16 protein-coding genes are annotated in these 22671 nt (G+C 63.3%); 5 read left to right on the top strand and 11 right to left on the bottom strand.

From position 1 onward, the window contains the following. Nucleotides 1-140: 140 nt before the first annotated feature. The gene (locus K3M67_RS20685) at nt 141-1046 is read left to right on the top strand and encodes a tyrosine-type recombinase/integrase (protein ID WP_247230379.1); all 906 of its coding nucleotides are present in this window, start codon (nt 141-143) and stop codon (nt 1044-1046) included. Nucleotides 1047-1050: 4 nt separating this feature from the next. Beyond that, the gene (locus K3M67_RS20680) at nt 1051-2244 is read left to right on the top strand and encodes an IS91 family transposase (RefSeq protein WP_285833157.1); all 1194 of its coding nucleotides are present in this window, start codon (nt 1051-1053) and stop codon (nt 2242-2244) included. A 590-nt stretch (nt 2245-2834) separates the two neighbouring features. Here the strand turns inward: K3M67_RS20680 and K3M67_RS20675 are convergent. From K3M67_RS20675 to K3M67_RS20650, 6 genes are read right to left on the bottom strand one after another with little or no spacing between them, the layout of a single operon-like run. Then, entirely contained in the window at nt 2835-3749 is a 915-nt protein-coding gene (locus K3M67_RS20675) for a cation diffusion facilitator family transporter (RefSeq protein ID WP_285833257.1), read from the bottom strand. Further along, on the bottom strand, nt 3739-6963 hold the full coding sequence (locus K3M67_RS20670; RefSeq protein ID WP_285833256.1) for an efflux RND transporter permease subunit: 3225 nt from the start codon (nt 6961-6963) through the stop codon (nt 3739-3741). The genes K3M67_RS20675 and K3M67_RS20670 overlap by 11 nt, the downstream gene beginning before the upstream one ends. A 3-nt stretch (nt 6964-6966) precedes the next feature. Beyond that, nucleotides 6967-8106 (bottom strand): efflux RND transporter periplasmic adaptor subunit, encoded by a 1140-nt coding sequence (locus K3M67_RS20665; protein WP_285833753.1) that lies wholly within the window; start codon nt 8104-8106, stop codon nt 6967-6969. After that, nucleotides 8106-9377, bottom strand: a complete 1272-nt coding sequence (locus K3M67_RS20660; RefSeq protein WP_285833255.1) for a TolC family protein — start codon at nt 9375-9377, stop codon at nt 8106-8108. The genes K3M67_RS20665 and K3M67_RS20660 overlap by 1 nt, the downstream gene beginning before the upstream one ends. Before the next feature lie 57 nt (nt 9378-9434). Further along, complete coding sequence (locus tag K3M67_RS20655) at nt 9435-9767, bottom strand: hypothetical protein (protein ID WP_285833254.1); 333 nt, start codon at nt 9765-9767, stop codon at nt 9435-9437. A gap of 10 nt (nt 9768-9777) precedes the next feature. Next, nucleotides 9778-10419 carry a cation efflux transmembrane domain-containing protein gene (locus tag K3M67_RS20650; protein ID WP_285833253.1) on the bottom strand — a complete coding sequence of 214 codons (642 nt, stop codon included), beginning with the start codon at nt 10417-10419 and terminating at the stop codon, nt 9778-9780. A 71-nt stretch (nt 10420-10490) separates the two neighbouring features. On the opposite strand from K3M67_RS20650, the gene K3M67_RS20645 reads away from it, so the two are divergent. Then, nucleotides 10491-10889, top strand: a complete 399-nt coding sequence (locus tag K3M67_RS20645; protein WP_285833252.1) for a MerR family transcriptional regulator — start codon at nt 10491-10493, stop codon at nt 10887-10889. A gap of 295 nt (nt 10890-11184) precedes the next feature. Here the strand turns inward: K3M67_RS20645 and K3M67_RS20640 are convergent, their stop codons facing one another. Genes K3M67_RS20640 through K3M67_RS20625 form a run of 4 tightly spaced genes read right to left on the bottom strand, consistent with a single transcriptional unit; the run spans nt 11185 to nt 15607 of the window. Next, entirely contained in the window at nt 11185-12693 is a 1509-nt protein-coding gene (locus tag K3M67_RS20640; protein WP_285833251.1) for a CRTAC1 family protein, read from the bottom strand. A gap of 19 nt (nt 12694-12712) precedes the next feature. Beyond that, a complete protein-coding gene (locus tag K3M67_RS20635) occupies nt 12713-14014 on the bottom strand; it encodes an MFS transporter (RefSeq protein WP_285833250.1) in 1302 nt (433 codons plus the stop codon). 32 nt (nt 14015-14046) lie between these two features. Further along, nucleotides 14047-15048, bottom strand: coding sequence for a FecR family protein (locus K3M67_RS20630; RefSeq protein WP_285833249.1), 1002 nt, complete (start codon nt 15046-15048; stop codon nt 14047-14049). Then, nucleotides 14972-15607 (bottom strand): RNA polymerase sigma factor, encoded by a 636-nt coding sequence (locus K3M67_RS20625; RefSeq protein ID WP_285833248.1) that lies wholly within the window; start codon nt 15605-15607, stop codon nt 14972-14974. Before K3M67_RS20625 ends, K3M67_RS20630 begins: the two co-directional genes overlap by 77 nt. A gap of 315 nt (nt 15608-15922) precedes the next feature. Here K3M67_RS20625 and K3M67_RS20620 point away from each other — a divergent pair, with 315 nt between their 5' ends. Both K3M67_RS20620 and K3M67_RS20615 read left to right on the top strand, forming a co-directional pair. Beyond that, the gene (locus K3M67_RS20620; RefSeq protein ID WP_285833247.1) at nt 15923-18640 is read left to right on the top strand and encodes a TonB-dependent receptor; all 2718 of its coding nucleotides are present in this window, start codon (nt 15923-15925) and stop codon (nt 18638-18640) included. Nucleotides 18641-18710: 70 nt separating this feature from the next. Further along, on the top strand, nt 18711-20807 hold the full coding sequence (locus tag K3M67_RS20615; RefSeq protein WP_285833752.1) for an acylase: 2097 nt from the start codon (nt 18711-18713) through the stop codon (nt 20805-20807). A 188-nt stretch (nt 20808-20995) separates the two neighbouring features. Here K3M67_RS20615 and ltrA read toward each other — a convergent pair whose 3' ends face one another. After that, nucleotides 20996-22270, bottom strand: coding sequence for a group II intron reverse transcriptase/maturase (ltrA, locus tag K3M67_RS20610; RefSeq protein WP_285833246.1), 1275 nt, complete (start codon nt 22268-22270; stop codon nt 20996-20998). Nucleotides 22271-22671 lie beyond the last annotated feature (401 nt).

Genomic DNA, 22671 nt, shown 5'->3' with positions numbered 1-22671 from the left:
TTCCGGCAGGGGTCGACCAGAGCACGAACCCGCTCCGCGGGAGGGTCGCTTGGGGTGACGTAGCGTAGTATTGGTGAGGCTTTCGGTGGGGCGGCGTCGCCCGCCGACGGTGGAGTTCCTTCAACGGAGAGGAACTTACCATGGATGCTATCACGACCGCTGCCCCGACCCATTCGCTGCGTGAGCGGATGCTGCAGGACATGACGATGCGTGGCTTCGGGGCGCACACGCAGAATGACTATATCCGACATGTCCGGAACTTCGCCGCGTTTCTCGGCCGCCCCCCGGACACGGCCACGGTGGAAGACCTTCGGCGTTTTCAGGTTGACCAGCACGAGCGCGCCGTTGGTCCAGCTACGATCAATGGCGCGGTATCGGCACTGCGGTTCCTCTTCGGGATAACCCTCAGGCGGCCGGAGATGGCCCTAGCGCTGGTCGTCGTTCGCTTCACACCCAAACTGCGGGTGGTTTTGAGCGTCGAGGAGACAGCGCGGCTGCTCGAGGCTGCGCCAGGCATCAAGTACAAGGCGGCCCTCAGCGTGGCCTATGGCGCGGGCCTGCGGGTTTCGGAGGTTGCCCACCTCAAGGTCGATGACATCGACAGCACCCGGATGATGATCCGCGTCGAGCAGGGCAAGGGACGCAAGGACCGCAACGCCATGCTCTCACCGCACCTGCTGGACTTGCTCCGTCAATGGTGGCGCGAAGGCAAGCGGCGCGGAGTGATGCTACCTCATGGCTGGCTGTTCCCCGGCCGCAGCGGCACAGATCCGGTCTCGGCTCGCCAGTTGCACCGCGTCGTGCAGGAAGCGGCCGAGCGCGCCGAGATCCACAAGCGGGTAAGCCCGCATACATTGCGCCACTCGTTTGCCACTCACCTGCTCGAGCAAGGCGTCGATATCCGGGTCATCCAGGTGCTGCTGGGACACGTGAACATCAACACGACCGGCATCTATACCCAGGTCTCGAGCAAGACGATGCGGGCGGTGGCCAGCCCGCTCGACCAGATCGTGGCCGTGATGGAAGGCAGGGCACCTCCCGGTTGAGCCGGTGCGCACCTCACTCGAGGTCGCCGATATCTTCCGGAGCAGCGGGCCGGCCTATCGCGCGGCCCATGCCGGGCATCTCAGCCTCGGCCAGCTCAAGGTCATGACGGCCATCGAGAACTGCCGCACCGCCGCGCTGGGCGGTCACGTCGAGGCCTGCGACGACTGCGGGCACTGGCGGGTCGCCTACAACTCGTGTCGCAACCGGCACTGCCCCAAGTGCCAGGGCGCCGCCGCGCGCACCTGGCTGGCCGCGCGCGAGGCCGACCTGTTGCCGGTTGGCTACTTCCACGTCGTGTTCACCCTGCCTAACGAGGTCGCAGACATCGCCTTCCAGAACAAGGCGGTGGTCTATGACCTGCTGTTCCGCGCAGCCGCGGACACGATGCTGATCATCGCCGCCGATCCCAGGCACCTTGGCGCGCGGATCGGCATCACCGCCGTGCTGCACACCTGGGGATCGGCACTGACCCACCATCCGCACGTGCACATGATCGTGCCTGGCGGTGGCATCGCGCGCGACGGCACGCGCTGGATCTCGTCGCGCCCCGCATTCCTGCTGCCGGTGCGTGTGCTTGGCGCCTTGTTCCGCCGTCTGTTCCTCACTCGCCTGTTGGCATTGTTCGATGCCGGCAAGCTGGTCTTCTTCAGCACCTTGGCTGGCCTCGAGATACGCAAGGCCTTCCTGCGGCATCTCTCGCCGATCCGGAAGAAGCGCTGGGTGGTCTATGCCAAGCCGCCCTTCGCCGGGCCGCAGGCGGTACTGGCCTATCTCTCGCGCTACACGCACCGGGTTGCCATCTCGAACCGGCGGCTCCTCGGCTTCGACGAGACCGGCGTGACGTTCCGCTACAAGGACTATCGCCGCCCTGCTGCTGAACGCCAGCAGGTCATGACGCTGGCGACCGACGAGTTCGTCCGCCGCTTCCTGATCCACGTTCTGCCGCGCGGCTTCCACCGCATCCGGCATTACGGCCTGCTCGCCAGTTCGACCCACAACGACACCATGGCGCTGGCCCGCAGCCTGCTGGGCGTTGCTGTACCGGTCGAGGAGCCCGAACCCGACGAACCTCCCGACCATCGCCCACCATGCCCATGTTGCGGCGGGCACATGACCATCATCGAGGCCTTCGCCCGCTGGTGCCAGCCCCGCGCGCCACCATCATCGGCATCGCCAATCCGGGGGAATGCGCCATGATGCGGCATGGCTCAGACTGCACGACGGTCACGCCCATGGCGGCCTGGCCGATGACCCAGTGTATGCCCATTCCGCAATCGAGCCCAGCGCAGGGCACACCGACCAGCAAAACCGCCACCGTCGGCACTCTGACGCCGCACAAAGTCACGTTGATCCGGCCAGAACCAACACTTCCGGATCGGCATCGCTTACCCGTCCAAACCACCCCTAAGCCGCTTTACCCATAGACCAGCGCATGGGGCCCGCGGGTTCCTGCACTGGAGGCTTTCGTACGCAAGCGCCCGAAACCCTTCACAGAATGCGTCGTTAGTCGATTGGGCTCTGAACGGCAGGTTCCACCGAAACCAGCCATTCGCTCAACGCGAAGCCGTTTGGCAGCAACGCACTTTCACCTCGCGCGGTCCCCCGCCATTGAGGGCCGCGCCGGGGCTCGCGCATCAGCACTGACGGTCTCTGTACTGCCTTTCAGCGCGCCGCTGGCTGCCTTGCGCCGTCTTCGCTCTTTGTGCAGCGCTATCCGCATGGAGGCTATGGGGAGCCGAAATGAGGCAGAGAACCGCCTTACATTCACGATCGTTCAACCAGATTTGCTATTCATGCGCTTGCTCTGGATGGCACGGTTCCCCGGGGCTTTCGGTCTGAATGGTTGTGTGATGGATCTCGAACCGCGCCTCCAGCAATGCGCTCACGCTTTGCCGCACTGAATCCGCATCCGCGCCGCCGCCCAACGTTACATGGAGGGTGCAACTGACATCATCATTGGACGTCGACCAGATGTGAAGGTCATGAAGACCCGTCACTCCCGCGAGACTACCGATTTCTTTTCGCACCTGCGCGAGTTCGAGGCCGCGGGGAACGCCTTCCAGCAGCACATTCGTGGTGTCGCGCAGGAGAATCCACGTTCGCGGCAGCACCCATAGCCCGATTGCCACTGCGACTACCGGATCGACCCATGTCCATCCGGTAAACTTGATTGCCAGCGCACCGAGGATCACGCCTACCGAGCCGATCATGTCCGCCCAGACTTCGAGGTAGGCGCCCTTCACATTGAAGCTGTTGTCCTTGCCGGCCATGAGCAGCCGCATCGAAACGAGGTTCACCGCGAGACCGATGGCGGCCACGACCAACATGCCCCATGATTGGATTTCCTGAGGCTCGTTGAACCGCTTGATTGCTTCGACGAACACATAGATCGCGATGAAGAACAGGAGGACGGCGTTGAACGCGGCCGCGAGAATCTCGAACCGTCGATAGCCGAAGGTGCGTTTCTCGTCGGGCGCCTTCTTGCCCATCTTGATCGCGAGCATTGCAATCACGAGGGCAGCGACATCGGTCAGCATGTGCGCCGCATCGGAGAGTAGCGCCAAGCTGTTGAATACGAAGCCGCCGATCACCTCGGCGACGAGGTAGGTCGAGGTGAGCGCAAGCGCCCACCCCAACATTTTCGCGTTCGCGCCGGCCGTATGATCGTGACTGTGGCCAGCTCCATTATGGTCATGCGCCATGGCGGATCTCCTCGAATTGGCCTGCCGGACGATCCTCTCGATCGGCAGCGCGCTGCCCGAACCGGGCATAGAGTGTGGGAAGAACGAACAGAGTCAGCAGCGTTGCCGAGATCAGCCCGCCGATGACCACCGTCGCCAAGGGCTTCTGGACCTCGGCACCGGCGCCGCTGGCAAAAGCCATCGGGACGAACCCGAGGCTCGCGACCAGCGCCGTCATCGCTACCGGACGCAGCCGCTGAATCGCGCCGGTCCTTGCCGCCTCGGCCCGGCTCATACCCGATCGTATGAGGTCCTGGATCGAACTGACCATGACGAGACCGTTGAGGACTGCGATGCCGGACAGCGCGATGAACCCAACCGCTGCCGAGATCGAGAAATCCATCCCCCGCACGAACAACAGCAGAACACCGCCGACCAGCGCGAACGGAACGCCCGTGAACACGATCGCCGCATCGCGCACGTTGCCGAGAGCCCCGTAGAGCAGCAGCAGGATGAGCACGAAGCAAGCCGGGACGACCAGCCTCAGCCTTTCGCTGGCTGACGCCAGGTTCTCGAACTGCCCGCCCCATTCGAGATAGCTACCGGCGGGCAGGCGCACCTCCTTGGCGATCGCCGCCTGCGCGTCGGCAACGACGCTGCCGACGTCGCGGCCACGTACATTGGCCTGGACGACGACACGGCGCTTGCCGTTTTCGCGGCTGATCTGGTTGGGGCCGTCGACTACCGCGATGGTCGCCACGCTCGACAAAGGCACATAGGAGCCACCAGCTACGGGCACCTGTACCTGGGCAAGCGCGCCGAGATCAGCACGTTCGGCTTCGGACAAGCGGATGACGACCGGGAAGCGGCGGTCGCCCTCGAAGATCATGCCGGACGTCCGGCCGCCTATCGTGGCGGTAATGGTGTCCTGCACGTCCTGCGCGGTGACCCCGAGTCGCGCCATCGCGTCGCGATTGACGCGGGTGTCGAGCATAGGAAGACCGGTCGTCTGCTCGACCTTCACATCGGTCGCGCCTTTGGTCTTCCGTAACACCGAGGCGATTTGCTCGGCCGTGCGGTTCATCGCCGTAAAGTCGTCACCGAAGACTTTGACCGCGACGTCTCCGCGAACGCCCGCGATCAGCTCGTTGAACCGCATCTGGATCGGCTGCGTGATCTCATAGGCATTGCCCGGAACCCTGCCCAACTCAGCTTCAAGTCTTTCGACCAGTTCGGCCTTGCTGAGGCTCGGGTCTGGCCACTGGTCGCGCGGCTTGAGGATCACGAACATGTCGGTGGCGTTGGGCGGCATCGGATCGGAAGCGAGTTCCGCCGTGCCCGTCTTGGAGAAGACGAACTTCACCTCCTTCTGCCGCGACAATAGCCGCTCAAGCGGCACCTGCATGGCCTGGCTTTGCTGGACCGAGGTGGCCGGAATGCGAAGCGCCTGGATCAGCACGTCGCCTTCGTCGAGCTGTGGTAGGAACACCTGACCCAGCGAGACGAATGCCGCAGCGGCGATGGCAAGGCTGCTGATCGCGGAACCGATCGTGATCGACGGCTTTTTCATCGCCCGATCGAGACCGGGCTCGTAGCGCTGCTTCAGCCACGAGATGATCCGGCCGTCCTTCTCCTCCACTTTCTTCGACAGCCAGATCGCAATCATGGCCGGCACGAAGGTCAGCGACAGGATGAAGGCGAAGGCCAGCGCGATGATGACTGTCAGCGCCATCGGCACGAAGGTCTTGCCCTCCACGCCCGTCAGGGTGAGCAGTGGCACATAGACGAGAATGATGATCGCCTGCCCATAGACCGAGGGGCGGATCATCTCGCGCGCCGCGCTCGCGACATTCGAGAGCCGCTCCTGGAGACTGAGCAAACGGCCTTCATGATGCTGCTGTTCGGCGATCCGCCGCAGAGCATTCTCGACGATGATGACAGCACCATCGACGATCAGCCCGAAATCCAGCGCGCCCAGGCTCATGAGGTTTGCCGACACGCCGGCGCGAAGCATCCCGAACCCGGTCAGAACCATCGTGATTGGAATGACCAGCGCCGCGATCAACGCGGCCCGGAAATTGCCTAGCAGAAGGAAAAGCACGACGATGACAAGAAGCGCGCCTTCGCTGAGGTTCTTGGCCACCGTCTTGATCGTCGAATTCACCAGCGCCGTTCGGTCGAGCACCGGTTGAATGATGACATCTGGCGGCAGCGAGGCGTTGACCTCCCTGAGGCGGTCGGCAACTGCCGTAGCCACCGTGCGGCTGTTCTCGCCGATACGCATGACCGCTGTGCCGACGACCACTTCGGTCCCGTTCTCCGATGCAGAGCCCATTCGGATCGCCTGACCGGTCTGGACCGTCGCGACCTGATCCAGCGTAATCGGTATGCCTTCTCGTGTCGCAACGACTGTGCGCGCCAGCTCCGCCTCGTTGCGGATCAGGGCATCGGACCGGACAGCGAGACCCTCACCGCCACGGTTGACGAAGCCGCCGCCGACGCTCGTATTATTGCGTTCGAGCGCAGTGCCAAGATCGGTCAGTGTAAGGCCAATGGACGCCAGCTTCTGGACGTTGGGCACAACCAGATATTGTTTTGCGTAACCACCGATGGAGTCGATGCCGGCGACGCCGGACACGTTCTTGAGGAGCGGCGTGACGATCCAGTCCTGCGCGGTGCGCAGATAGGTCGCCTTGTCCGCTTCGCTTGTCAGCCGCTGACCTTCTGGCGTGATATAGCTTCCATCGGGTTGCTGGCCGGGTTCGCCAGGCCGGTGCTTGTCGTCGGCGCGATGCTCCAGACGAACGGTCCACATATAGACCTCGCCAAGCCCGGTCGAGATCGGCCCCATTTCGGGACTGACCCCGTCGGGCAGGTTCTCCTTCACGCCTTCGAGGCGTTCGCCGACCTGTTGGCGGGCGAAGTAGATATCGGTCGCGTCGGTGAAGACGGCCGTCACCTGCGCGAAGCCGTTTCGGCTCAGCGAGCGGGTGTATTCAAGGCCGGGGATGCCGGCGAGCGCGGTTTCGATCGGGAACGACACCTGCTTCTCGACCAGTTCGGGCGAGAGTGCGGGCGCACGGACGTTGATCTGGACCTGGTTGTTCGTGATGTCCGGTACTGCATCGATCGGCAGGCGGGACAGGGAGTAGGCGCCAATCACGGCGGCGACAGCGGTGAGAGCGAGGACGAGCCAGCGCTTCTCGACCGCCCATGTGACGATGCGAGCAATCATGGCTTAGTCCTCGTGCGCTGCTTCGCTCTTGCCGAGTTCGGCCTTGAGCGTGAAACTTCCGACAGTGGCGATCCGCTCACGGCCCGAAAGCCCCGAACGGATGAGCACCGTCTCGCCGGCGGTGTCGCCGAGTTGGACCGGTGCTGCCTTGAAGCCCGTCGCCGTGCGCACGAACACGACCGTTCGCCCTTCGACCGTCTGTACGGCTGTCGATGGCACGCGAACCGTGGAGGGGCCGCCGTCGCCGGCAAGCTGCACCGAGGCGGTCACGGCTTCGCCGACACGCCAGAGGTTGCCGCCATTGTCGAGTGACGCGATCGCCGGCACCAGCCTGGTCTGCGGATCGAGCGCGGGAGAAACGAAGCTGACCTTCGCGGCCGCCGAGCGACCGGATGCGCTGACCGTGACCTGTGCTCCCGGCCGGATACGCCCCGCATCCTCGGGCTTGAGGCTGAGTGATAGCGAGACCTTCGAGAGATTGGCGACCCGGAACAGCTCGGCATCCGCCGCAACAGTCTGGCCAAGTACGACCGGTCGCGCGATCACCTGACCGGAGATTGGGGCGACGATGCCGAGGCGGTTCAGACCGCCGCCGCCGCCGCCGGCCGCCGACACCTGGCTCTGCGCCTGGGCAAGTGCGATCCGTGCTTCGGTTGCCACGGTTTGCGCGGCGATCAGATCCTGCTCGGGCGAGACGCGCTGGTCGAACAGCCGCTGTTCGCGCGCCAGATTGGAATTGGCCAGAGCAAGCCGAGCGCGCGACGCCTCGACCTCACCCTTGAGCTGCGCAGCCTCGCGGCTCTCAATGACCGCGAGGGTCTGGCCGCGCGAAACGCCCTCGCCAAGATTGCGGTTGAGCGCGACCACGCGCCCGGCAATCGCCGCTGAGACGACCTGCGTAGCCTGCGGATCACCGTCGATCGTTGCCGGCAGTTCGATCGTTCCGGCGCCGCCAACCAACGGCGCAGCGACCTGCACGCCAGCGGTCGCTATCTGATCGGCCGTCAGCGTGATTACGCCTTCATCCGCGTGGCCGACTTCCTTGGGCTGTTCGGATGTAGCCTCATTCGTCGGAGTGCCCCCGCCACAAGCAGCAAGCACGAGCGCGAGCGACAGTGCGCCCGCCAACTGCATATTCTTCATCACTGGTTCCCCCCTTCAGGCGCGGGGGCGGTCAGTCGCTCCAGCCGCGCGCGGGCATTTTGATAGTTTGCGAGCGCATCGATCGCGGCGACACGTGTGTCGGCGAGGGTGCGTTCGGCATCGAGCAGGTCGAGTTGGCCAAACTTTCCTTCGCGATAGCCGATACGGGCGATGCGGGCGGCCTCCTGCGCCGCAGCGAGCGCCGGGCCGGCGGCGGCGCGTGCAGTCGTTTCGGCGTTGGCAGCCTCGGCTTGTGCTTCGGCAATGGCCTGCTCGACATCGAGCGCCGTCATTCGCCTACGCGCCTCCACCCGTGACCGCTCGGCGCTTGCCTGGGCGACTGCCGCATTGCCATTGTTGAACAGCGGGATCGGTATCGACACGGTGAACACTGCGGCGGTGTCGTTGGTCGCCTCCAGACGCCGCAGCGCCGGACCGATGTTGAGGTCGGGAACGCGATTGGAGCGCGCTAGGCGGATGCCGGCATCGGCAACCGCCAGATCCGCATCCGCTGCCGCCAGGGTCAGCGTGCCGGATGCTGCGGGTAGGACGGTTGGGCCATAGGTCGCGGCCGGGAGGCGATCGAGCAGCGCAACGTCAAGCGCGCCGTTTATGGAACGTCCCAGACGCCGCGCCAGATTGAGACGGGCGACTTCGGCAAGTCGCGCCGCACGCTCAAGGCTGGCCGCCGCGTTGATCCTGGCGACTTCGGCCCTTTGCTCTTCGAGCGGCGATGCTCGGCCAGCCTGCACCCGCACTCTTGCGGCTTGCAGAGCATCATCTGCGATTTTGAGTTGGTCACGCGCCATCGCGAGCCGTCGTTCCGCAGAGATCGCCTCGACATAGAGCGAGGTGACTTGAAGCCGGACATCGGCCGCAGCGACCGCTGCCTCCAGTTCGGCTCGCGAAAGCTGGGCGTTGGCGACAGCGACTCGGGCGCTGCGTTTGCCACCAAGTTCGATGGGCAAGGCGACACCCATCGTTGTTTCGGCGCTTCTGAGGCCGCTATAGGGGCCGGTGCCGGCGACGTTTTCGATCTGGGCCTGAGCCACCGGATTAGGACGCAGGCCGGCGACCGTCCGGTTCGCCTGTGCCGCCTCGATGCCGGCATTGGCTGCGTCCGCTGACGGTGCCGCGCCGCCAGCGACGGCAACGGCCTGTTCCAGCGTCAATATCGGTGCCGACGTATCGGCAGATATGCGCTCCTGTTGCGCCTGCGCCACAGAGGCACAGGACGCCGCGGCGAACATCGCCGCGAGCAATTTCTTCATGAGTATCTATTCCTGACTGATGAGCGTCAGGCCGGTATGTGCCGACCAGCGAAATCGTCAGGTTTGGGGTGGCCTCGGCAGAACATTGCCATGCGCGTTGGGCGCAGGGGCGTTCAACTGACCGATCCCTGGCATTACCATGAGCACAGCAGTCTTGGGGCCGCAGGCAGTGGCTGGCGTCCCGACATCATGCCCATGGCAGGCGTTGTGATGGTGCGGCAGGCCATTGTCGCCGTCTGCAGGAACTTCGTCGCCATCACCTGGCGCATGGATAGTCAATCCGATGCCGAGCACGCTCCCGCCCGCCGCTTCAGCGGCGTGCGTTATGCCAGCGAGGCCGGTCAGTACCAACATCAGGCACGCCAGCAAAGGGAGGAGCTTACGCATCATCTACCCCCTATCACTCCGCCGCCACTGTGTAACTGACGTTTTCCGAAGTCAGCTCTCTGCGCGCCTGCATGATGATTTGCGTACCCCCGGAAATGCCGATGCCCGCCATAATGCCGGCCACAATCAGGTCGGGCCATGCGGTGCCGGTGCCGAACACACCAACTGCGGCGAGGACGACCGCGATGTTGCCGATCGCGTCATTGCGCGAGCATATCCAGACCGATCGCATGTTCGCGTCGCCGCTGCGGTAGCGATACAGCATGACAGCTACACCCGCGTTGGCGATGAGTGCCACAATGCCGACGATCCCCATGACTTCGGCCTGCGGCGTTTTGCCGTTCCAGATTGCCCAAACGGTGATCGCGAACACGTAGAGCCCGAGCGCAGCAAGCGTAGCGCCCTTGAGCAGGGCAGCACGGGCACGCCAAGCGAACGCCATGCCGGCGACGCCGAGGCTGATCGCGTAGTTCGCGCTATCGCCAAGGAAATCGAGGGCATCCGCTTGCAACGCCTTAGAGCCGCCAGCCACGCCTACTACCATCTCGGCCACGAACATAGCGGCGTTGATGCCGAGCGCGATCCACAGAGCGCGCCGCCAAGACGGATCATTGTTCGGATCGGGCTTTGCCGATGCGCAGCTGTTGCAGACCATCTCCACCTCGTGATTCGCGATGTGGAGCGCTATATGCACCCTGTAGCAACTACAGACTCAAGGACTTTCTCGTGACCCAGGTGACAATCGGCGGTCTATCGACCGCCACAGGCGTGAAGGTCGAGACTATTCGCTACTACGAGCGTGCCGGCCTGATCTCGCCTCCCTTGCGCACGGGCGGGAATTATCGATCCTATGCGCCGGAGGACGTTGCCAGGCTTCGGTTCATCAAACGAACCCGAGATCTCGGGTTCAGCCTCGAGGAGGTCCGGGCGCTGCTGGACATTTCTGTTCAGCAGGATCGCGACTGTTGCGAAATCGACGCTCTTGCGACCGAGCACCTCGCAGAGGTGGATCGAAAGATCGCGGATCTGACCTCGTTGCGTCAGCAGCTGTCGTCAATGATCGCTTCGTGCCGTGGCGGCACCGTGGCTGACTGCCAAATACTGGAAGCATTCCAGCACGAGTAGCGGCGCTGAGGCTCATACTGCCGGGGCAACTGCTATTTAGCGTCAGTCCGGCCATGATTACATCCGTTGCTGTATCGCAACGTCTGCTCTTACCAAAAGCAGTCTTTCAGGCGGCAAGCCGCGAACGGCAGCTTCGTCCCAACCCAAGGCGTTGCGACCCGGCGAAACCGACCCTGTTCAGTCACTCAAGAACGATTTGGACACCACGGATTCCGGACAGTCTGCTTCGCCCTGTTTGTTCGTTTGGGAAATGGGCGATGTCAGCATGGACATCGCCCTTCATAATCAACCGAGTTCACTGCTCCTTGATCACGAGCGATCGCCCCGCATAAAGTGATGGCTTTACATTGGACAAGCTTTGGATCTTGCGCCCAATGGCGCTCATCCAGCTGACTTCAACCTTTACCGCGTCCATGGTTTTCAGGCCGAAATGCAGGGGCGCCGCATTTTCCGAATTATAGCCATCGCCGGTCGAGAGCTGCCGCGTGGCCAATATCTTGCCGGCCTTGTCATAGAGGCGCACTTCCGCACCCATGCGGGTGAAACGCCCCTTCGCATCGAGCAGAGTGACCGACAGGCTGCGCCTGGCCGCTACGCGGTCCAGATCATTGTGGAACAGGAAATGGCCGCCCTGGCTGGTATAGCCACGCATCACCGACAAATCGAGCGCACCGTCCCGGTCATAATCGACCCATTGCACGCCATGGTCGCCGACGTTGAGCTTCGACGTCTCGATCAGAACCTGGCGAAACCCCTTGGCCCCTTCATTATGAAAGAGGCTGTCCTTTGGCTGCTGCTGGTCGCGCGGGCCATGATAGGAGGTGACATAGAGGTCGAGATAGCCGTCATTGTCATAATCGCCCCACACCGCACCGACGGCGTGATTGTCGATGCCGACACCCATTTCCTTGGCGACGTTGGTGAAGGTACCGTCGCCATCATTATGGTAGAGCGCATTCACGCCATAGTTGGGCACGAACAGGTCGAGATTGCCGTCATTGTCATAGTCGCCAACGGCGCAGCCGACCCCGCCCTCCTCCTTGGAACGGCCCGGATTGTCGAGGCCCAGTTTGGGCGCGACATCGGTGAAGCTGCCGTCGCCGTTGTTGCGCCATAGCGCATCGGCCGCGCCTGACTGATTGGCCAGGAACAGGTCCAGAAAGCCGTCGCGATCATAGTCGAACCAGCAGGCGCCCACGGTCGGCCGGCTGTCCGACACGCCAGTGCCGGCCGAGACCTGCACGAACTTGCCCTTGTCGTTGCGATAGAGGCTGTTGGGGCCGATGCGATTGGCGGCATAGACGTCGAGGTCGCCGTCATTGTCATAGTCGACCCAGCTAGTCTGACGTGCGGAGCGGTTGGGGATGGTCAGCCCCAGTTCCGGCGCGACATTGGTAAACTTCTTGCCGCCTTCATTGCGGAACACCAGGCTCAGTTCGCCCGGCATGGTCGCCCCGCCCAGCAGGTCGATCCAGCCGTCGCCGTCATAATCGCCCCAAGCGACGCCGCGCATTTCCGGGCCGGAGCTTGGCAGGCCAAGTTGCGGCCCGACATTGACAAAGGTGCCGTTGTCGTTCCGATAGAGGCGGATGTCGCCGCCCTTGAGCGAGACAACGAGATCGAGTTCGCCATCATTGTTGAAGTCCGCCCAACTGTTGGACAAGGATCCGGCGATGGCGAAATCCCCCGGCTGTATGGAGGTGAAGGGCGGCTCGGCGGGCGGGGCCGCATCCTGCGCCGTTGCCGGCTGGCACAGCAGCATCAGCGGCAGGATATGGCAAAGCGTCCGGTTCAGCGATAGCATGGAGATTCCCCTCTTTCTGTCAGATTTGGCTGGTTTTGCGCGTGTCGGGCATGCGCAGATAGACGATCAGCGACACCGCGATCATGGCGGTGACGTACCAGTAGAAGCCGCCTTCCATCCCGGCGTGCTTCATCCAGAGCGCGGCATATTCAGCGGTGCCCCCGAACAAGGTATTGGCCAGCGCATAGGGAAGCGCGACGCCCAATGCGCGGATATTGGCCGGGAACAGTTCCGCCTTCACGATCGCGTTGATCGAGGTGTAGCCGGTGACGATCACCAGGCCGCCCAGGACCAGCAGGAAGGCGCCGAAGGAGGAGGTGACGCGCTCCAGCGCCGTGAAGATCGCGGTGGTGAACAGGACGCCGCTGACGCCGAAGCCGATCAGCAGCGGCTTGCGACCGATGCGATCGGACAGCCAGCCGGCCATGGGCTGCAAAAGCATATAGATGAACAGCGCCGACGCCATGATCGCGGTTGCGGTCTGGCGGCCGAAGCCAGCGCTGTTGACCAGGAATTTCTGCATGTAAGTGCTGTAGGCATAGAAGGCGAGCGTGCCGCCGGCAGTCAGCGCCATGACCAGCAGCACTTCGCGCGGATGGCGGCGGATGAGGTTGACGCCGCTGGAGCGGGGCTGTTCCCTGACCGCCGCGCTTTCCTCGAAGGCTTCGGTTTCCTTGAGGCCGCGGCGCAGGCGATAGACGCCCACGGCCATCACCCCGCCGATCACGAACGGCACGCGCCAGCCCCAGCTTTCCAGCTGATGTTCGGTGAGGAACAGCTGCAGCAACAACAGCACGCAGAGCGCCAGTAGCTGGCCTGCGATCAGTGTCACATATTGGAAGCTGGAGAAGAAGCCGCGCTGGTTGCTCTGCGCCATTTCCGACAGATAGGTGGCGCTGGCGCCATATTCGCCGCCGATCGACAGGCCCTGCAGCAGGCGCGCGAGCAGCAGCAGGACCGGCGCGGCGACGCCGATGCTGGCATAGCCGGGGATGGCGGCGATCATCAGCGATCCGCCGGCCATCATCATGACGGACAGGGTGAGGCCTGCCTTGCGCCCCTTGCGGTCGGCATAGATGCCCATCGCCCAGGCGCCGATCGGCCGCATCAGGAAGCCGACGGCGAAGATCGCCGCCGCATTCAGCAGCTGGGCGGTGCTGTCGTCCGAGGGGAAGAAGACCGGCGCGAAATAGAGGGTGAAGGCGGAATAGATATACCAGTCATACCATTCGATCAGATTGCCGATCGATCCGCCAAGGATGGATTTCAGGCGATCCTGACGAGAAAGGCTGGCCGGTGAGAGAGACGAAACATGTTCCATCCCCATTGATACGGACGGCCCGGTGCGTTCTGCTAACTACCTTCGGCAGAGACCAAAATTATCGAATTGTCGCTACCCGGAACGGCGCGGATGCCAAAGCCGCTTTCGAGCGCGTCGACGAAATCCTGCGACCGGTCGAGGCGGAAGGCGCCGCCGACCCGGAGGCTGGCGATCGCAGGATCGCCGATCACCAGGGGCGTGGGGCGATAGCGGTTGAACTCCTCGACCGCCTGGGCGAGCGTGTCGCCCTCAAACTCGACCATGCCCGCCTGCCAGGCGGTGCGCTGCCTGATCTTGGCCGGTTCCAGATGGGTGACGGCGATGCTGCCGCTGCGCACGGCAGCGCTGCGTCCGCTTTCGATCCGGCGGACGGCGGAGTCGCCGTTGCGGACGGCCACGATCCCCTCGATCACGGTCAGTTCGGTGACGTCGGCGCGCAGGCGGACGTTGAACATCGTGCCCACGGCGCGCACCAACGTCCCGTCGGCATTGACGATGAAGGGGCGTTTGGCGTCATGGGCAACGTCGAACTGCGCTTCCCCCTTCAGCAGGGTGATCGACCTGATGTCGTCGCGCAGCGCGACCTCGACCGAGCTGTTGGTGTTGAGATGGATGCGGGAGCCGTCGGCAAGCTGCACCGTGCGGGTTTCGCCCAAGGCCGTGCGATAATGATCGACCGTGCCAAGCAGGCGCAGCGCGACGGTGGACGCGACGCCGACCGTGGCCGCAGCGGTCGCCAGGCCGATGAACAGGCCACGCCGGCCGATCATGCGCGGCCGGATTTCGGCAACCGGTTCTACCGGGGCGGGATCGTCGGGCAGCGCGCTTGCGGGCACAACAGGCTCGACCTGCTGGCTGACGGGCAGTTCATTGAGCCGCTCGGTCAGCTCCCAGCCGGCCTCCGCCTTGGCAAAGGCGAAGCCATGGGCAGGGTTCAGCGCCACCCAGGCATAGGCGTCATTCCAGTCTTCGGGGGCATCGCTCGCCCGCGCCTTGAGATACAGACGAGCCGCTTCGGCCTCGATCGCCTGCATGTCTTCCGCGCCTGTGTAGCGACCAACCAAATCCAGAACCCTCAAACTGTCCGATGGCTTGCATTATCTTCACAGCCGCGCGCGTCAAATGCTTGTCCACTGTAAAGACGGATAGCTCCATCTCCTCTGCTATCTCCTTGACCGATTTCTCATGGACACGGCGCAGGATGAAGGCCCGTCGGCATTGCGCAGGCAGCGTGTCGAGAATGGCCTGGAGATGGCGCAGCTCATCGCGCGCGTGCAGCGCTTCCTCGGTCGAATTATCGGTCTGGAGCACGTCGAGTTCGGCCACCAGCTCAAGCGACACGATCTTCTCGCGCCGGGCCTCGTCGATCAGCAAGTTGCGCGCGATCTGGAACAGGAAGGCCTTGCCGCTGTGTGCGCGGTGAATGTCGCCGTTCGCATAGGCGCGGGTCATGCATTCGGCGACGATGTCATCCACATCCTGGCGGTGGGAAACCACCCGGCGCAGACGGGAGCGCAAAGCGCCCTCATGGGGCAGGATGGCCTGTTTGAACCAATCCAGCCTTGCCCTGATCGAGTCCACGTCCACAGCCACTCGTCCCCCTGTGCTTATCATTCTCCTCTCCCGCGCGCCCGATAAGGTGCTGCGTCGAGGCAGTGCCAGACCGATAGCGAAGGCCCCCTCGTGACAAAAATGAGATATTTTTAAGCGTCGTTAGCAGAAACGCGATCTGCCTCCGTATCCACCACTGAAGGGCAAATAATTTCGCAGCCCAATCATTTCACGGGGGATATGATGTCGCGTAATTTTCGGAACGTTTCTCTGTGCGCGGTCGCAACAGTTGTTGCCCTCAGCACTCAATCGGCGGCAGCCGCGGAGCCGGCGAAGTTCAAGATTCCGGCCCAGTCGATGCAGACGGCGCTGACGCTCTTCGCCAAACAGTCTGGCATCCAGCTTCTCTTCCCCTATGACCAGGTCGCCGGCCTGCATGCCCAGTCGGTTAACGGCAAGATGGCGCCCGATGTCGCGCTGCAGCGGCTGATCGCCGGATCGGGGCTGAAAATCACGCTGTCGAACAACAATGTCATCGCCCTGTCGCTGAGCGCGCAGGCGCACAAGAGTCGCGCGGTCGAAGTCGCGAGCCTAGGCGTCACCGCCCTTCCCTTCGCGATGCAGGCCAGCGCCGCGCCGCAGGCCCGCACCGCAGCGGCCGAGGAAGTCCCCGGCCCTGCAATCGTCGTGACCGGGTCACGCGGCCAGGCACGCACCGTGACCGACAGCCCGACGCCGATCGACGTCATTTCGGGTGCGGACCTGACCCGCACCGGCAAGGCGGGCGTGTTCCAGGCGCTCAACACGCTGGTGCCCTCCTTCAACCTGCCGGTGCGCGCTGGCGGCGCCACCTCCACCGTCATCGCGACCGGCGGCCTGCGTGGTCTCAACCCTGACCAGGCGCTGATCCTGGTCAACGGCAAGCGCCGCCACAAGACCTCGCTCATCAACGCGGTGTCGACGCTATACAACGGCTCGGTCCCGGCCGATCTGGACATGATCCCGACCGCCGCGGTCGATCATATCGAAGTGCTGCGCGACGGTGCCGCCGCCCAATATGGGTCGGACGCCATCGCCGGCGTGATCAACATCATCCTGAAGGATGACAGCAGCGGCGGCTCCGCCAATTTCACCGCAGGCCAGAATTTCGACCGGTCCGACGGTGAACTCTATCAGGCCGACCTCAATTTCGGTATGAAGCTGGGCGAGAACGGTTTCGCCAACCTCTCGCTCAACCTCAAGAAGCAGGAAATGTCGAACCGGGCGCTGCCGCTCGCCGACTGTTCGGTCACGGCCACCACCACCTGCCTCTATCCGCTGGTGAACGGACAGCTCGACCCGCGCGACGCAGCCGCGGTCGGCACCGAACGCATCGTCACCACCAGCTATGGCGTCATGCCCTCGCGCAGCATCAACACTGCGCTCAATGCCGGATATGATCTGGGCGGCGTCGAACTCTACGCCTTCGGCACCTACAGCCAGCGGCGGTCGGACCTTTGGTACAGCTATCGTTACCCCAAGGACATCAACAATGTGATGGGCATCTACCCCAACGGCTATCGCCCCCATATCATGATCGACGAGGAGGATTTCGAACTCACCGTCGGCGCGAAGGGCGAAGTCGCGGGCTGGGACTGGGACTTTTCCACCGGCTATGGCCGCAATCGCGCCCGCCAGTCGTCGGAAGGCACGCTCAATCCCTCGCTCGGCACGCTCAGCCCCACCGAATTCTACATCGGCACGCTCAAATCCTCGGAGTTCGTCACCTCGCTCGACGTGACCCGCGGCTATGATGTGGGTGGCGGCAACCTGCAGGTATCGGCGGGCGCCCAGCAGCGCCATGAACGCTACCAGACCTTTGCCGGGGATGAGGCGAGCTATGCCGTCGGCCCGGCGATCGTGTCGGGCATGACGCCGGGTGCGCAAAGCTCGGCCGGCTTCCAGCCGGAAGATGCGGCCTATATGTCCCGCGACAATTATTCACTGTATGCGGACGTGGCGTGGGATCCCAACAAGGACATCACGATCGGCGCCGCCGCACGGTTTGAACATTACGACGATGGCAGCGGCAACACGCTGATCTGGAAGGTCAATGGGCGCTATGCGGCGACCGACTGGATCGCCTTCCGTGCGGCCGCCAATACCGGCTTCCGCGCGCCCGCCGTCGCCCAGCAAATCTATACCCAGACGACCAACCAGTTCCGCACCGTCAACGGCGCTCCCAACCAGTTGCTGCAGATCAAGACGCTGGGCGTCGACGATCCGGCCGCGATCGCGCTGGGGGCCAAACCGCTCCAGCCCGAAACATCGTTCAACATCTCGGCCGGCGTGGTGCTGACCCCACTGCCCAATTTCAACCTGACGATCGACGCCTATCAGATCGACGTGGATGATCGCATCACCATCACCAGCACGCTGACCGGCACGGCGATCTCCAACATCCTGATCGCCAGCGGCGTACCCGAAGCGGAAGCGCGGACGTTGACGGCGCAATATTATACCAACGCGATCGACACCCGCACCCGCGGCATCGATGTCGTCGCATCCTACAAGCATGGCCTGTTCGACACGGTGAACATGCAGTGGAATCTGGGCTTCAACTACAACAAGACCAAGGTCACCCACATCATCGACAATCCGCCCGAACTGGCCGCGCTGGGCAGCGACTATGTTCTGTTCGATCGCGCGCGCCGCAGCAACATGACCAACAACCTGCCGCGCACCAAACTGTCGATCAGCAACCTCGCCACCATGGGCGACTTCACCCTGTCGTCGCGCCTGACGCGCTTCGGCGGCTTCAAATCCTATCAGAACGGCGTCACCAGCAATGGCGTCACCACCTACCCGAATGATCGCAGCTATGGTGCCAAGTGGATCACCGACCTGGAGGCAAGCTGGCAGGTCACGCCGCTGGTCAATATCGCGGTCGGCGCGAACAATATCTTCAACGTCTATCCCGACAAGAACCGGGCCAGCGACGTCAGCGCCACGCTGGGCCAGGGGCTCTATGCCGGCACCTCGCCGATCGGGTTCACCGGCGGCTTCTATTATGGTCGCGTCGGCCTGAGCTTCTGATCCATCACCGACCAAGGCGCCGCTCCGCATGGGGCGGCGCATTTTCTGCACTGACGGGAGAATGATGGCGATGCGCCACATGACGATCTGGCTCGCGGCCCTGGCCGCCTCCTCCGCGATGACCGCCTCGGTCGCGGCACCCTCCACCAGGTGGGGCGGCGGCGAAATATTGTGGGACAGTTTCGGCGTACCCCATATCTACGCAAAGACCGAGGAGGGCGGCTTCTACGGCTTTGGCTATGCCCAGGCCCAGAGCCACGGCAATCTGCTGCTGCGCATGTACGGCGAAAGCCGCGCCCGCGCCGCCGAATATTGGAGCGAGAAATATGAGAGCCAGGACAAATGGCTGGTCGCCAATGATGTGCCGGCCCGCTCCGCCAAGTGGTTCAGGCAGCAGACGCAGCAGATGCAAAAGAATCTCGAAGCCTTTGCGGCCGGGGTGAATGCCTATGCCGCCGCCCATCCGGACAGAATCGCGCCGGAAGTGAAGGTCGTGCTGCCGCTCCGGGGCGTCGACGTCATCGCCCATGCCCAGCGGCTGATGAATTTCGGCTATATCGCATCCGACCGGAAGGTGCTGACTGATCCGTCGATCAACGAGGCCGGCGGGTCGAACGCCTGGGCGGTCGCCCCGTCGCGCTCGGCCAGCGGCAAGGCGATGCTGCTCGCCAACCCGCACCTGCCCTGGGCGCCGAGCCAGCTCACCTATTATGAGGCGCAGATCACCGCGCCGGGCCTGGCCATCTACGGCGCGACACAGGTCGGCCTGCCGGTCCTGCGCTTCGGCTTCAACAATGATCTGGGTTTCACCAACACCGTCAACACGATGCTGGGCTTCACCAGCTACAAGCTGACGCTGGAGGGCGATGGCTATCGCTTCGACGGCAAGACGCTGCCGTTCGAGACGGTGACGAAGAGCTACAAGGTCAAGCAGGCCGACGGCACGCTGAAGACCGTAAGCTTCGAACAGAAGAACACGGTCCACGGCCCCGTCTTCACCCTGCCCGACGGCAAGACGACGGTCGCGCTCAAGGTCGCCGGCCTTGATCGGCCCGGCGTGCTGGAGCAATATCTGGAGATGGGCAAGGCGCGCAACTGGGGCGCGTTCGAAAAGGCGCTGCGCAAGATGCAGGTTGTGATGTTCAACATCATCTATGCCGACCGCGCCGGCCATATCCTCTACCTCGACAACGGCCTGCTGCCCAAGCATGCGAGCGGCGACCTCAAATATTGGTCGGCGCCGGTGCCGGGCGACACCTCGGCGACGCTGTGGAAGGATGTCCACAGCTATGACGACATGCCCAAGCTGCTCGATCCGGCCACCGGCTTCGTCCAGAACGCCAATGATCCGCCATGGCTGGCCACCTGGCCCCGCGCGCTCGATCCCAAGAGCTTCCCCGCCTATGTCGCGCCAGTCGGGCCGATGAGCCAGCGGGCGCAGATGTCGGTCAAGCTAATGAGCCAGACGCCCAAGATCAGCTTCGACGATTTCGTGTCGCGCAAGCTGACCACCACCTCGCTGATGGCGGAACGGATGCTGCCCGACCTGCTGGCGGCAACTGCCGGATCGAACGATGCCGACGTGCAGGCGGCCACGGCATTGCTCAAGGGCTGGGACCATCGGTTCGAACCCGACAGCCGCGCCGCGCTGCTGTTCGAAACCTGGGCCGGCCTCTTCGCGCCAAAGAATTTCGCCGACCAGTCGAACTATGCCGTGAAATGGACGCTGGACGACCCGCTGGAAACGCCGCGCGGGCTGAAAGACCCGACTGCGGCCGTCGCCATGCTGAAGGAAGCGGTGGCGAAGGCGAAGCAGCTATACGGCGCGATCGACCGCCCGTTCGGCGATGTCTCGCGGTTCCATATCGGCGATGTCAGCGTGCCGGCCAATGGCGGTTTCGGCAATACCGGCGTATTCCGCACCATCACCTGGGGACCAATGAAGAATGGCGAGCGCACGCCTGTCCATGGCGAGACATGGGTTTCCATGGTAGAATTCGGCACGCCGATGAAAGCCGTGGGCCTGATGAGCTATGGCAATAGCAGCCAGCCCGGTTCCCGGCACAATAGCGACCAACTGCAATTGCTGGCCGACAAGAAGTTCCGCACCCTGTGGATCAACCGAGCGGACGTGGAAGGGCATCTGGAAGAAAAGACCGCGTTCTGAGGGATGTCGCGATCGCTGGGGTGCAGGCACTCCATTCCAGCGATCGACAATTCCGGTAGAGTCAGGAAGTGGCGCGGTGTCGTGCGGCGCGCCTGTGGGGCTTGCCAGACGGTCCGTTTCCACTCCCTGCTCATCGAACCGGACGTGCAGATCTCCCGCATCCGGCTCTCGGACAAGACATCACGCCTTCACCCACGGCGGGCCGCGGCCACGTTAGCCAGACGCACGAGGCCGAAGCGCTCGTATAGCTCAGGGTCGTGATAGGCTCCCTCTCGCCGTCGTCTGGTCTTGTATTTGGCGCGCAGCCACCGACGCAACCGCACCACTGCGTAGCTGTCGACAGCCCGATATGCTCTGCTCGTAGTGCCAACCGAGAAGTAGTTGGCCCATCCGCGCAGCACCCGGTTCATCTTGGCCACCAGATATGTGGTATCCTGCCATGTACGCGCTCGGTCCGTAAGCTCGTGGATCGTTGCGACCACGCGCTGTATGCTTTTCTTTGATGGCCGGTAGCCCATGTAGGCTTTGCCGGTTTTCGCGGAGTACATCCGACCGAACGTGTATCCCAGAAAGTCGAACGTCTCTTCCGGCACCTTGCAAATGCGCGTCTTGTCCTCATTCACCGTCAGCTTCAGCTTCTCCATGAGTTGCCGCATATGATCGAGCGCGGCTTCCGCCTTGCCCTTCTCACACAGGATCACGAGGTCGTCAGCATAGGTGATGAGCCGCGAGCCGAGGCGTTTCCCAAGGCCAAGCTTCCGCCATCCCAGCACGAACCGGCGCATGTAGATATTCGCCAGCAGCGGTGAGATGGGTGAACCTTGCGGAATGCTGCGCCGCCGGTCCCGCGCCTGCGTCGTTCGCGTCTTCCGGCCCTTGTCGTCCGTTTCCTCGACAGCGCATTCCAGCCAGGACTTGATTAGATGCAGCACACGCGGATCGACGATCCGACGCGACACTGATTTCATCAGTTCAAGGTGGGGGATGCTGCCGAAATAGTCGGCAAGGTCGGCGTCCACGACATCCGGTCGGCCACGGAACAGCTGCTCTTCCACCTCAACCACGGCCTGCTGGGCGTTGCGCCCAGCACGATAGGCATAGATCTCCGGTGGGAGGTCGGCTTCAAAGATCGGCTCAAGCACCAGCATCGCTGCTGTCATGCAGACCCGGTCCCGCACGGTGGAAATGCCCAGCGGCCTGAGTTTGCCGTTGGCTTTTGGTATGTAGACACGTCTGATCGGTTCCGGCCGGTACGTCTCCTCCCTGAGCGCAAGCGCCAGTTCCGCCAGCCACCGCTCGGCGCCATATTCCTCGATGTCCGCAAAATCCTGTCCATCCACGCCCGGCGCGCCCTTGTTGGAGCGACACTGGGCATAGGCATGGGCCAGAATGTCATCGCGGCTGATCTTGTCGTACAGCGCGTAGAAACGATAGCCAGCTTCTGCCTTCGCTTTCGCGTGCAACGCCTTCTGCAGTTTCTGGACGCTTTTGCCGAGTTGATAGGTTTCCCAATCTCCTGCCCCTCACCACTTGTTGCGTTCATCTTGAACTGAGGCTCCTTCCCTCCACCGGCATTACCCGACTTCCTCGGTACTACGGGCCTCTCCGCCACCCCATCGCGCCCGTCCCATCCCTCGCGGGCGTCCGGTTGCCGATCCCTCGGCACGCCATGGGGCTTCCCGTGTTGCGTGCACTTTCCTTGCGTACATGCTGTCGCCACTACCCCGGTGCAGCAGACGGGCTCAAACGTCGCTCAAACTCGCCCGTCCATATCAACCTTCCCCGTAAGGGTTAACGGGTCGGCCTGCACATCGTCCTTTTCGAGGATTGCTCAGCGTTCACTCACGTTACGGCCTGTACGCTC

Origin of the sequence: Sphingobium sp. V4 (assembly GCF_029590555.1) — a bacterium.
Lineage (GTDB): Bacteria > Pseudomonadota > Alphaproteobacteria > Sphingomonadales > Sphingomonadaceae > Sphingobium.
Note: the sequence above shows the minus strand (reverse complement) of the source record. Positions and strands in the feature narration are given on the sequence as shown.

Bases quoted from the DNA above. Each gene is read 5' to 3' on its own strand.
- K3M67_RS20685 (WP_247230379.1), top strand. From the start codon at position 141: ATGGATGCTATCACGACCGCTGCCCCGACCCATTCGCTGCGTGAGCGG.
- K3M67_RS20675 (WP_285833257.1), bottom strand. From the start codon at position 3,749: ATGGCGCATGACCATAATGGAGCTGGCCACAGTCACGATCATACGGCC.
- K3M67_RS20670 (WP_285833256.1), bottom strand. From the start codon at position 6,963: ATGATTGCTCGCATCGTCACATGGGCGGTCGAGAAGCGCTGGCTCGTC.
- K3M67_RS20665 (WP_285833753.1), bottom strand. From the start codon at position 8,106: ATGAAGAATATGCAGTTGGCGGGCGCACTGTCGCTCGCGCTCGTGCTT.
- K3M67_RS20660 (WP_285833255.1), bottom strand. From the start codon at position 9,377: ATGAAGAAATTGCTCGCGGCGATGTTCGCCGCGGCGTCCTGTGCCTCT.
- K3M67_RS20655 (WP_285833254.1), bottom strand. From the start codon at position 9,767: ATGATGCGTAAGCTCCTCCCTTTGCTGGCGTGCCTGATGTTGGTACTG.
- K3M67_RS20650 (WP_285833253.1), bottom strand. From the start codon at position 10,419: ATGGTCTGCAACAGCTGCGCATCGGCAAAGCCCGATCCGAACAATGAT.
- K3M67_RS20640 (WP_285833251.1), bottom strand. From the start codon at position 12,693: ATGCTATCGCTGAACCGGACGCTTTGCCATATCCTGCCGCTGATGCTG.
- K3M67_RS20635 (WP_285833250.1), bottom strand. From the start codon at position 14,014: ATGGAACATGTTTCGTCTCTCTCACCGGCCAGCCTTTCTCGTCAGGAT.
- K3M67_RS20630 (WP_285833249.1), bottom strand. From the start codon at position 15,048: ATGCAGGCGATCGAGGCCGAAGCGGCTCGTCTGTATCTCAAGGCGCGG.
- K3M67_RS20620 (WP_285833247.1), top strand. From the start codon at position 15,923: ATGCAGACGGCGCTGACGCTCTTCGCCAAACAGTCTGGCATCCAGCTT.
- K3M67_RS20615 (WP_285833752.1), top strand. From the start codon at position 18,711: ATGCGCCACATGACGATCTGGCTCGCGGCCCTGGCCGCCTCCTCCGCG.